General features: G+C 66.4%; 13 protein-coding genes, 1 tRNA gene and 1 pseudogene. 11 read left to right on the forward strand and 4 right to left on the reverse strand.

From position 1 onward, the window contains the following. Positions 1–66 precede the first annotated feature (66 nt). From ACAM49_RS35370 to ACAM49_RS35380, 3 genes are all read left to right on the forward strand, one after another. A tRNA-Leu gene (locus ACAM49_RS35370) sits at positions 67–140 on the forward strand. 289 nt (positions 141–429) lie between these two features. After that, positions 430–963 (forward strand): hypothetical protein, encoded by a 534-nt coding sequence (locus ACAM49_RS35375; protein WP_369639893.1) that lies wholly within the window; start codon positions 430–432, stop codon positions 961–963. Between the two features lie 50 nt (positions 964–1,013). Next, positions 1,014–1,754 (forward strand): lipase family protein, encoded by a 741-nt coding sequence (locus ACAM49_RS35380; protein ID WP_369639905.1) that lies wholly within the window; start codon positions 1,014–1,016, stop codon positions 1,752–1,754. A gap of 20 nt (positions 1,755–1,774) precedes the next feature. Here the strand turns inward: ACAM49_RS35380 and ACAM49_RS35385 are convergent, their stop codons facing one another. Then, on the reverse strand, positions 1,775–1,981 hold the full coding sequence (locus tag ACAM49_RS35385) for a hypothetical protein (protein ID WP_369639894.1): 207 nt from the start codon (positions 1,979–1,981) through the stop codon (positions 1,775–1,777). Between the two features lie 70 nt (positions 1,982–2,051). Between ACAM49_RS35385 and ACAM49_RS35390 the strand changes: the two genes are divergently transcribed. Beyond that, positions 2,052–2,177, forward strand: a complete 126-nt coding sequence (locus ACAM49_RS35390) for a hypothetical protein (protein ID WP_369639895.1) — start codon at positions 2,052–2,054, stop codon at positions 2,175–2,177. Here the strand turns inward: ACAM49_RS35390 and ACAM49_RS35395 are convergent, their stop codons facing one another. Genes ACAM49_RS35395 through ACAM49_RS35405 form a run of 3 tightly spaced genes read right to left on the reverse strand, consistent with a single transcriptional unit; the run spans position 2,178 to position 4,221 of the window. After that, complete coding sequence (locus ACAM49_RS35395) at positions 2,178–2,684, reverse strand: hypothetical protein (RefSeq protein WP_369639896.1); 507 nt, start codon at positions 2,682–2,684, stop codon at positions 2,178–2,180. Positions 2,685–2,695: 11 nt separating this feature from the next. Then, entirely contained in the window at positions 2,696–3,901 is a 1,206-nt protein-coding gene (locus ACAM49_RS35400) for a hypothetical protein (RefSeq protein WP_369639897.1), read from the reverse strand. 26 nt (positions 3,902–3,927) lie between these two features. Beyond that, the gene (locus tag ACAM49_RS35405) at positions 3,928–4,221 is read right to left on the reverse strand and encodes a hypothetical protein (protein WP_369639898.1); all 294 of its coding nucleotides are present in this window, start codon (positions 4,219–4,221) and stop codon (positions 3,928–3,930) included. A 178-nt stretch (positions 4,222–4,399) separates the two neighbouring features. Here ACAM49_RS35405 and ACAM49_RS35410 point away from each other — a divergent pair, with 178 nt between their 5' ends. The 7 genes and pseudogenes from ACAM49_RS35410 to ACAM49_RS35440 all read left to right on the forward strand — a co-directional run. Continuing rightward, the gene (locus ACAM49_RS35410; protein WP_369639899.1) at positions 4,400–4,750 is read left to right on the forward strand and encodes a YbaB/EbfC family nucleoid-associated protein; all 351 of its coding nucleotides are present in this window, start codon (positions 4,400–4,402) and stop codon (positions 4,748–4,750) included. 109 nt (positions 4,751–4,859) lie between these two features. Continuing rightward, a complete protein-coding gene (locus tag ACAM49_RS35415; protein ID WP_369639900.1) occupies positions 4,860–5,126 on the forward strand; it encodes a hypothetical protein in 267 nt (88 codons plus the stop codon). A gap of 166 nt (positions 5,127–5,292) precedes the next feature. Further along, on the forward strand, positions 5,293–5,640 hold the full coding sequence (locus tag ACAM49_RS35420; protein WP_369639901.1) for a DoxX family protein: 348 nt from the start codon (positions 5,293–5,295) through the stop codon (positions 5,638–5,640). 10 nt (positions 5,641–5,650) lie between these two features. Further along, positions 5,651–6,751 carry an FAD-dependent monooxygenase gene (locus ACAM49_RS35425; protein WP_369639902.1) on the forward strand — a complete coding sequence of 367 codons (1,101 nt, stop codon included), beginning with the start codon at positions 5,651–5,653 and terminating at the stop codon, positions 6,749–6,751. A 130-nt stretch (positions 6,752–6,881) separates the two neighbouring features. Further along, on the forward strand, positions 6,882–8,234 hold the full coding sequence (locus ACAM49_RS35430) for a hypothetical protein (RefSeq protein ID WP_369639903.1): 1,353 nt from the start codon (positions 6,882–6,884) through the stop codon (positions 8,232–8,234). 46 nt (positions 8,235–8,280) lie between these two features. Beyond that, positions 8,281–9,525 carry an AAA family ATPase gene (locus tag ACAM49_RS35435; RefSeq protein ID WP_369639904.1) on the forward strand — a complete coding sequence of 415 codons (1,245 nt, stop codon included), beginning with the start codon at positions 8,281–8,283 and terminating at the stop codon, positions 9,523–9,525. Continuing rightward, positions 9,522–10,308: pseudogene (locus ACAM49_RS35440) on the forward strand (hypothetical protein); the annotation flags it as partial. The gene ACAM49_RS35435 and the pseudogene ACAM49_RS35440, both read left to right, overlap by 4 nt.

A 10,308-nucleotide genomic window follows, 5' to 3' on the forward strand; every position in this document is an offset into this window, starting at 1 on the left:
CCCTAACCCCACTCCCCGAATACCTGCTACCAGCACGACCGTACGGCTGGGTAGTCTGACCCAGACGCCCCCGTAGCCCAATTGGCAGAGGCAGCGGACTTAAAATCCGCCCAGTGTGAGTTCGAACCTCACCGGGGGCACTCAGGAAACCGCTGGCAGATCACCGTTCTCAGCATCCCCGGACCGACCGTTCTCGATCTCGGTCCGCAGTTCATCCGCAGCGGTGAGCGCGCCCGCGTTCATCGTCGCGGTCTTGCCAACCCTCGGCAATCCCGATCCGCAGATCCTCATGCCACAAGTTGAGCAGCACCGTGCCGTAGGCGGCCCCCACGCGGTGGCGCCAATCGGGCTGACTTCCACGAGGTTTCGAGCGATACTCGAACCGGGGAGCCGGTCTGGCGCAGGGAGAATGAACACAGGGGGAAAATGATGACGAAACCAGGCGGGCTGGCCGCTGCCGCGATGGCGGCCGCGGCATTGTTGGCAGGGTGTGCGACCGCACAGGATCAGGCGCGCTCCACGACCACCAGCACGACTACGACCACGACCACATCGGCGAGCCCGGTGACCACCACGACCACCTCCGCGGCGCCGCTGCTGAACCGCCGCGGCGAGAACGGCGAGGTGGTCCAACAGGACGGGCTCGTCGGTTCGGGAACGCTTCGCATCATCAACGACGACAACAAGGACTTCGCGGTGGTGGTGACCAACGGCGACCCCAAGCGGCCGCAGGCGACGATCTACGTGCAGGCCAACTCCGAGGCGACCCTCAATGGGATCGCCGGCACCTACTTCGTCTACCTGAAGTCCGGCACCGACTGGGACCAGGCCACGCTCAGCTTCACACGCAACCGCCGCTTCCAGAAATTCGACGAGCCATTCGACGAGTCGACGGACTGGGAGCTGGGGCTGAAACCGTCGATCACCGGCAATGCCACCACCAGTGAAGTGCCCGCATTCTGACGCCGACACGACCATTACGCCCACGCAGTCCACCAGCGGAGGCTGCTGTCCTGCCATCATCGGCACGACAAACGCACTATCTTGCCGCTTCCCGCGCTGACCCGACAGGCCAGCACGGGCAAGACGAAAGATCAAGTGGCGGTGTTGGTCCGAGGCCGAGCGGCGCGCGCGGCAGCGAGTTCGCCGCGGAGCTCGCCGCCGACTATGCCCCGGAACTCAATCTGCGTGGTGTCGCCGCGGGCGGGGTGACCGTGGACATCGGCTCGACCGCCCGAACCCTCGACGGCACCGTCTTCGGCCCCATCGCCGCGGCCGCCGCGCTCGGTATCGGGCGCGCCAACCCCGAACTCGGCATGGAGTCCTACTTCCCCGATACGGGCTTCCGCAATACGGTCGGCAACTCGTGCCTGCTGCAACTCGAGACCGCGTACCCGCTGATGCGATTGAGCGATCACACCGTCACCCCGGCCGGTGTCAGTCTGCTCGACATCCCCCAGATCGCCGGTGTCGTAGCGAGTTTACGGGCGGGTGGCTACGGGACACCCTCGATGCCGCTCTACATCTACCACGCGATGAACGACGAAATCTCGCCCATACCCGACACCGACGGGCTCATCGGCGACTACTGCGCCCGCGGCGTGAACGTCACCTACCACCGGCTCCCGGGCGTCGAACACCTCACCGGAAACGTCGCGGGCAGTCCCGCCGCCCTGGATTGGCTCGGCCAGCGCCTCGCCGGTGTGCCGGCGGGCAGCACCTGCGGCATGCCCGGGCAGGCGATCATCGGATAGGCCCGCACGGAGCGGCGTGGTCAGGGCATGAAGATCGCCGACTGGAAGACGTAGATGTCGGTGGTGTCGCCGTTGGCGTCGGTCGTCTTGTCGTCGATGAGGTTCAGCTGGATCGAATGACCGGCGGCGGGACCATCGGTGATGCCCCACAGGTTGTTGCCGCCGCCGCTCGCGGTGCTGACGCTGCCGTCGCACCTCTCGTCGTTGAAAGGAAAGCTGGGTGACACGAGCGCATCGAACCTCGGGAAATACTAATTGCTGATCCGATGCCTCCCGCTCTATCAGGGCATAGCACTCATGCGCGGTCTCGCCGCGGGTGTCCTCGCCCCCGGCATGCTGATCAACCTCGCCTACCTCCTGGCCCTCGGCACCCTCGGTGTCTACGGCGCGATCCGACGCCTCGCCACCCTGCTGCGCAGCTGATCAGTACGTTCTGAGCCCTCCGCTTTTGGCGTTCAGCACGGTGTCGTGAGTCAGTCGCTCATTGGTGCGGAACTCCAGTGCCCTGTACCCGCTGTCCCACGTCACTGACTGCACCACCCGCCGGTCCTTCAGGAAGACGTAGTACCCGAAAGATGCCGGATCAGAGCCGATCCGGGGTGGTAGCCCCTTCCAACAGGTTCCCGCTGGGGTTTCCGCCATCTTGTTCAGCCAGTTGTCATCCATTGCCGAGGAGACGTCGATCACCGTGTCCCAATCATCGGACCAACCGGCTGCACGAGTTACCTCGCCAAGGCTGATGGGTTGTTCCCTGGACCCGGCGGCTTTGAACTCCGCCGACAGGGCCTTGCTCGAGCCGAGCGGCTCCGGCTTGCTGTCGAGGCGGATTTCGGATTGACACGTTTTCGCAGCGGGCTTGTCCTGCTTGGCGGCGCATCCGGCCAGCAGTGCAGCGATCAGGATGCCGATAACGATCGTGGCTGGTTTCACTTGCCTCGCACTCACTTTCCCTTGGCCGGCAACGGGATATCCACTTGCTCGGGGCTCTTTGTATCCGTCCAGGGAACGGTATTGCTGAAGGCGATCTGGAAAGGCGCGGCGGGGTTGGGGTCGGGATGGTGGATGACCACGGTGTCGCCCCTGTCGACCGCGGCAATGACCGCTGTCTTCAGGTCGTCCTTCGATGCGTCCATGTTCGCCAGACCGATCTGACGGCCGACATCATTGTTCTTGAGGTCCATCGCTTCGCGCTGCGGACCGTTTCCGCCGACGCTCTCATGGGCGGTGGCGTACTGCTTCGCCCAGTCGGCACCGAACTCTTGCGTCATGCGCGCGTTCCAGTAGGCATGCCGGGCCGCGTCCCCGTGACCGTCATCCTTCGAGTCCGGATTCACCGCGGTGTACTTGTTGTTCTTTCCGAACTCTTCCGCTTCTTCCTTGATGTCATTGAACTTCAGGAAGTTCCGCGGGTCACCGCCGTAGAGCGGGTTACAGAGCTTATCCAGCGCTGCCTTTTCGTCGACCGTCATCTCTACCGGCTGGATGTCGGGCTTAGCCATCCTGATCAGATTCAGCAGGGTCGAGTCGGGCCAGACGACGATCTCGGACTTCGTCGCGTCCACCTGGTATTTTTCGAGAATGTCCCGGAGCGCGGCGTCCTCCGGAATTCCAGCCAGCACCTTCTTGACATCCTCGGATACGTTCTCGAGTTGCGTGGCCAGGTTGCGCGCGCCGATCTTGTCGGTTTCCTGCACATCCCAGAACGCCTGCTTGAGATTCGCGCCCAGGGTGAGGCAGGCGGCGGTCTTCCAGGCGACGGAAGCCGGGTTGCCCCAATGCTTTTTGATCGTCTCCCAATTCGAGTCGTATGACTTCACATCACCGGTCTCGTCGTCGTAGAAGAGGTTCCACTCCGAGTCTTCGACATCGTCCACGGCCGACTGCAGGCTCTTGATATCGGATTGCAATGCGGCAGTAGTGGTGTCGATCTGCTTCTGAATCGCCTCGAGGACGTCACCGGTGGTGACCGCCTCGTTCTTCAACTTGGTCGACATGGTGCGAGCGGCGCTACCGGCCTGGTCGCCGAAGTAGGAGTCGGAGCCCTGAATCGCCTTGTCGGCATTGAGGGATTCGACCTCGAGGGTGATACCGGCGTTCATGGCGTCCGCGGCGGCGAAGCGCGCCGAATCGAGCTTCCAACCCAGCACCGTGGAGATGGTGATCTTCTCACCGCTCACTTGATCCCCTTGAATCCGGCCGCATTCGCCTCGTCCATCCCCTCGACTGTGCCTGCCGCGTTATCGGTCAGCGTCGCGAACTGATCGAGCCTGCCTTGATGGAGCGTCACCACCCGATCCATCGCCTTCAGAACGTCGCCGACGTTTTTCGCGAAGGCGGAGAACGGCATCGCGCCGAGCGCGGCGTCACGGTTGTGCTCGCCGATCGGGTTCAGTTTGCCGATCGCACCGGCATGGGTGCGGGTCTCGGACGCGAGCGCGCGCATCTTCTCGGGATCGAAAGCAACCATGTTTACCGCCCCACCAACAGCTTTCGCTTCATGAATCCCCCATCACCGGTCACAACGCTGCCCGATAGTAGCGCGTGGACATGCACGGCGAACAAACCGCTACCCGTTGTCGGTACAGTGTCGAACGGTCGGGGAGGTCGCCCGACATCGGTGATCCGGATGAAGGGGTGGGTGGCACGTGGACCAGCGTCGCGCGCGGGCCGAGAAGATCGACAAGGTGATCGGGGAGGTGCGCGCCCAGGCTCGCGCCGCGGACCGCACCATGGCGATCGAGGTCGATGCGTACGGGCAGATCACCCAACTCAGGCTGGCGCCGCAGGCCGTCGCTCAGGGCACCGAACGGCTCGAGCAGACCATTATCGAGCAGTACCGGGCGGCGCGAGCCGAAGCGGAGAACCAGGCGCACAAGGTTTATGAACAGTTCCTGCGGGAGGAGAAGCAGGCCGCTGCTCAGGCAACCCGGCAACCCGAGTGGGCCGATCAGGACGACGATCGCCCCTTTTCGCTCTTTACAGACACGCGGCGATAAAACTGCGCGCCCCGTCCGAAACTCTTACAAATCTTTATCGGCTTTATTCAGCTTGCGCGGGACCATTGCGGTCTAGGGTTGTCGGATTATGGTGACCAGGGATGTCACGGTGACCGTGACGGTGGATGACAGCGAATGGCTTGCCTTGCGGGATGCGGCGGAATGCGCCGGGATGAGCTTGGAATCCTATATTTGCTGGGGTGTCCGGCTGCTCGCGTTGCAGGCCGTGCCGGGGAGGGCGAAGGGGCGGGTCGATATTCCGGCGCGGAAGGCGCGGAGGCGCGGGGAGGATGCGGTCGACGCGACGCAATCGGCGGAGTGGGTCGAGACCTTCGCTGAACGCCTGTCGCATCGGGCCGAGCAGTTCCGGGCCTGACTGCCGGGCGGCAGGCGATTCGCCTTTGTGGCCCATGCGTTTTGCATGGGTGAGTACTGGGTCGTGCAGGTGCGGTTGGTGACTCGCGCACTACCGAGGGGACCTCGGGCGATGGGAATCTTCTGTCGTTCGAAAAAACAGTCTCGACCTGCAAAGGATCAACCTCATGAACATCGCGTACCACGTCGTCGGAGTTGTCGCGGCCCTGTGGATCGGGTTCTCCGGATTCTCGTTGTTCACCAAGAAGCAGTTCGTGGTGGAACCGTTGCAGCAGTATGGGGTTCCGGCCTCCTGGTGGAATTGGCTGGCGCTGGCCAAGTCGGCGGGCGCGCTGGGGTTGATCGTGGGGTTCTTCATTCCGGCGATCGGGATCGCGGCGGCGGTCTGCCTGATTCTGTACTTCCTGGGCGCGTCGGCCACCTCGATTCGCGCGGGGCACGCGAGCTCGGCGATCTTCCCGGTGCTGTACTTGGTTCCGGCCGCCGCGACGGTGGCCCTGCAGCTCGCCAAGTGAGGGGAACGGTATGCCCAAGGCTGTCATAGTCGGCGGCGGCATCGGAGGACTCGCGACCGCCATCGCGTTCACCCGGCAAGGCTGGGACGTCGAGGTGCTGGAGCGATCCACCCGGATCGCTGAGGTCGGGGCCGGAATCTCACTGTGGCCCAATGCCCTTCGAGCACTGAATGCGCTGGGACTCGGCGACGAGATCCGCAAACAGGCGCGGGAAGAGAGATCGGCCGGGATTCGGGACAGCAAGGGGCGCTGGCTTGCCCGGGCCGACGCCGACGCCATCCGGGAACGGTACGGCAGTCCGGTCATGATGCATCGCGCCGATCTGCTGGACATCCTGCGCTCGGAGGTTCCGGAATCCGCTGTACACACCGGAATTTCGGCGACGGAGGCGCGGACGGACGGTGCCGTCGTGCACTCGGCGGGGACCTCGACCGGTGACGTGATCGTCGGCGCGGACGGTATTCGCAGTGTGGTGCGGCGCGCGGTGTGCGGACCGATCGAACCCCGCTACAGCGGATACACCGCGTGGCGGGTGGTGGTCACGCCCTCCGAGCCGATCAACGACATGGGTGAAAGCTGGGGCAGCGGTGAGCGTTTCGGGTACGGCGTGCTCCCCGACCGCCGGGTCTACTGCTTCGCCACCGCCGATATGGCGGCGGGCACCCAGGGCGGCGGACTGTCCGAAATGCGGGCACGGTTCGGATCCTGGCACGCGCCGATCCCGGCCCTGCTCGCGGCGGCCGACGAGTCGGCGGTCCTCAAGCACGACCTCTACGACCTGCCGCCGCTGAAAACCTATGTGGCAGACCGGATCGCGTTGGTAGGCGATGCCGCACACGCCATGACCCCGAACCTTGGACAGGGCGCCTGCCAGGCACTCGAGGACGCGGTGGTGCTGGCCCGGGTCGCCGCCGAGGACGGCGATCTCGCGCGGTTCGACGCGCAGCGCAGGCCGCGGACACAGATGATCGTGAAGCGGTCCCGGATGATCGGGGCCGTCGGTCAGCTGTCCTCGCCGCTGGCGGTGCTGGCGCGCAATACGCTGCTGCGACTGACCCCGCCGTCGGCGCAGTTCAAATCGCTCGCCCCGGTCCTCGACTGGGAAGGCTGACGCGACCGGGGGCCGAGCCCCCAGCCCCCACCCACCGGTAGCCCGGTTCGGGTGGGGGCGTTATGATCGGGACGATGATGACTCATTCTGATCAAGGATTGGGGGTCTCGTTCGCTTCAGGTGAGTGCTGATGCACCAACCGACAGTGAACGGGAACGAATCCCGAATTTCCCTCTGGCTGCGCGTGCGCGAGTTCGCCGTGCCGCCCACCATGATCGAAACCGCAACCGCCCGGCGCAACGTCGGTGACTGGGCCGGGGCGTGCGCCGCGGCGGGTTTCGATGTCGATGTCAATCCGCGATCATTGGCTCGTACTCACGGCGCTGAGCTGGCCCGTCGAGTGCGGGACGATCTGCGCCACCTGGCCCCGGATCTGCTGCGCTGGCATATGCCCAGGGTCGGACCGGACGGGTTACTACGACCGGCGCTGACCATGACGCTGGCCCGCTACGGCGGCCACGAATATGGAAGTCATTGCGGTAGAGCCGGTTCCATACATCTCGTGGTCCGGACCGCACCGGCCTGGGCGGACGCCGGTCAGCGGATCGTCCTCGCGCTGTGGGACGAGTCCCGCCCCGAGGCCGGTGCCGGTCTGGATCCGCATCCCCGCCCAGATCGACGCTTCCGGCTGGATCTGCATCGCCACCTCTGGGATGCGAGGAGAGCGGCCGAACTCGGGATTCGCTCCAGAGCAACGCAATTCGATCAATGGACTGCCGAAGCGGAGATTCTGCTGCGCGCCGAGGGGCGTTCGGCGGGTCCATTGGCAATCCGGCTCGGAGGCCGACGGCTGATCGCCGAGTTACGAACGGACGCAAGCCACCAGCCGCGATTGCGAGTCGTGAAGGGATATCCACCCGGCGAAAAGTCCGCGCTGCCGGTCCTTCCGGACGCGGCGACACGGGTGCTCCCCGATCTGGAGTTACTTCGCGCCGGCACCCTCACGCCGGACCGCCTGCATCCCTTGGTCGCCTCGGCTCTCGCACCCGACTATCCGCACATCGAATCACCCTGTGGCACAAGCCGAGGAGACCAGCCCCACCTGGTCGATTGCCGGGGCGAACGGCATCGAATCGGCCTGCTCGACGGCGTACTGACCGCACTGGACCACGACCCCCTCGAGATCCGTCGCGAGGAACTCCTCGCCGCCCTGACCGGCACCCCACTCCCCTGCCTACAGGCCATCGACCGGGCGCATCGCCACCCGGATTGTCTGGTCGGCGTCCGGGAACGCCTGCGCCACGGCGATATCGCCGGTGCGCTGGCCGTGGTCGAGGGTCTGCTCGGGCCCGGCGCCGCGCTGCGCGATGGCGCGCTGCGCGACGAACTGGAGGCGGCCGCGCGCAAGCGGATCACCTACGGACTGTTCCGGGCCGGGCTGTTCGACGAGGGCCCCGACACGCCACGGCGTCGCCGTCCCCCGCACCGAGCGGCACCGCATCAGGTATTCCGCGCACATCCGCGCCACGCATCCACGCGCTGATCTCTCGCGCATCCCCAATTCTTCTCAACCCCAAGGTGATTCATACATGCATGCAAACACGCTCCGCGCCGTCCCGTCGAATCCGCCCGCATCCCAGCTCGACGTGGCCACCGACCTGCTGACCCTGCTGCGCGAAACCACCACCGAACCGCGCGCGAACATCCAGCTGGAAGCACTCACCCTGGCGGTCGCCGCCGACCTCCCGGTGCTGCTCTGGGGCGAACCCGGCATCGGCAAGACCGCCGCCCTGACCCAGCTGGCCGAAACCCTGGAGCTGCCGCTCACCACGGTGATCGCGAGTGTCCATGAGCCGTCCGACTTTTCGGGCCTGCCAATCATCGGTGACGACCCCGCAGCAGAGGGCGTCCCGATGGCTCCCCCGGACTGGGCCGTCCGCCTGGTGCGGGCCGGTCGGGGCCTGCTGTTCCTGGACGAGCTGTCGACCGCGCCGCCCGCGGTCCAGGCGGCCCTGCTGCGCCTGGTCCTGGAGCGGCGGATCGGCACGCTCCAACTGCCTCCCGATGTCCGCATCGTCGCGGCGGCCAATCCGCGTTCCTCGGCGGCCGACGGGTGGGAATTGAGCCCGCCGCTGGCCAACCGCTTCGTGCACCTGCAATGGACCCACGACCACGAGGTGGTGGTGCGCGGCCTCGGCGGCACCTGGCCGCGCGCCACCCTGCCCACACTCGATCCCGCGAAGCTCACGGACGCGGTGGCGCACGCCCGGCGCGCGGTCTGCGAACTGCTCACTGCCCGGCCCAAACTCGTGCATCAACTGCCCAGCGGTGAGACCCGCCGCGGCGGCGCCTGGCCCTCACCGCGCAGCTGGGAGATGACGGTGCGGCTGATCGCCTTCGCCACCGCCGCCGATGCGGGCCCGGATGTGCTGTCGCTGTTGATCCGCGGCGCCGTCGGCGACGGCCCCGGCTTCGAACTGCTCACCAGCATCGACCGCATGGATCTGCCCGATCCCGAAGTGCTGCTGCGCGATCCGGCCGCGGCCGAGCTGCCCGAACGCGGAGACCTGCGGCAGGCGGTGCTCGACGGCGTGGTGGCCGCGGTCCGCAGGCAACCGGACCGGTCCCGCTGGGACGCGGCCTGGGCGCTGCTGGTCAAGGCCGTCGAGACCGGTGCGCCGGACCTCGTGGTCGTGCCCGCGACCACGCTCGCCACACTGCGGCAGGGCGATTGGGACGTGCCGAAGTCGATCGAGCGACTCGCCGGAATGGTGTCGGTGTCCCGGGGCGCGGATCGGGCCGCGGACCGCGTCGCCGCGCAGGTGGCGCGATGACCGAGCACCGTGTTCCGTTGGATTTCGAGAAGCTGTACGCCGCAAGGCTTTTGGCTGTCCGCGCCCGCCCGTACCTGGCGACCGCCCTCTACGCACTGAACCTGGTCGAGTCGCGCGGGGTGCCGACCATGAGCGTCGATCGCTACTGGCGGTGCTACGTGTCGCCCGTCTTCGTGGACCGCACCTCCGTGGAGGAGCTCGCTTCGGTTCTGGTGCACGAGGTTTCACACCTGCTGCGCGATCATCACGGCCGCAGCGATCGATTCGCCCGCGAGCACAACCTGACCGGCGCGACCGAACGGCTGCGCATGAACATCGCCGCGGACGCCGAGATCAACGACGACGCCTTCGGTGACGGACTGGTCGAGCCCGAAGGCGCTGTCACACCGGCATTTCTTGGATTGTCGCCGGGCGAACTCATGGAGGACTACCTGCACCAGTTCCGTATCACCCACATACCCCCGGAGCTGGCCTGGCTCGACTGCGGCAGCGGCGCCGACGGCCTGGACCGCGAGTGGGAACTGGGACCCGACGGCGCGGACGGTCTCAGCGAGCAACAGCGCGACGCGGTCATATTCCGAGTGGCACAGGGCATCTCGGGCCGACCGGGCAATGCCCCCGAAGGATGGCGGCGCTGGGCCGAGGAAGCCGTGCACCCGACCCAGCCGTGGCGGGAACTGCTGGGCGCCGCCATCCGCTCGGCCACCTCCGCCGCGGGTGCGGGCGACGACTACACCTACGGCCGCCCCGCCCGCCGCTCCTCCGCGACCCCCGGCGTCGTGC

This window comes from Nocardia sp. JMUB6875 (genome assembly GCF_041154655.1).
Classification (GTDB): domain Bacteria; phylum Actinomycetota; class Actinomycetes; order Mycobacteriales; family Mycobacteriaceae; genus Nocardia.

Excerpts from the sequence above, each read along its gene's own strand:
- ACAM49_RS35425 (WP_369639902.1), top strand. The coding sequence starts at position 5,651 with ATGCCCAAGGCTGTCATAGTCGGCGGCGGCATCGGAGGACTCGCGACC.
- ACAM49_RS35420 (WP_369639901.1), top strand. The coding sequence starts at position 5,293 with ATGAACATCGCGTACCACGTCGTCGGAGTTGTCGCGGCCCTGTGGATC.
- ACAM49_RS35430 (WP_369639903.1), top strand. The coding sequence starts at position 6,882 with ATGCACCAACCGACAGTGAACGGGAACGAATCCCGAATTTCCCTCTGG.
- ACAM49_RS35375 (WP_369639893.1), top strand. The coding sequence starts at position 430 with ATGACGAAACCAGGCGGGCTGGCCGCTGCCGCGATGGCGGCCGCGGCA.
- ACAM49_RS35390 (WP_369639895.1), top strand. The coding sequence starts at position 2,052 with ATGCGCGGTCTCGCCGCGGGTGTCCTCGCCCCCGGCATGCTGATCAAC.
- ACAM49_RS35405 (WP_369639898.1), bottom strand. The coding sequence starts at position 4,221 with ATGGTTGCTTTCGATCCCGAGAAGATGCGCGCGCTCGCGTCCGAGACC.
- ACAM49_RS35435 (WP_369639904.1), top strand. The coding sequence starts at position 8,281 with ATGCATGCAAACACGCTCCGCGCCGTCCCGTCGAATCCGCCCGCATCC.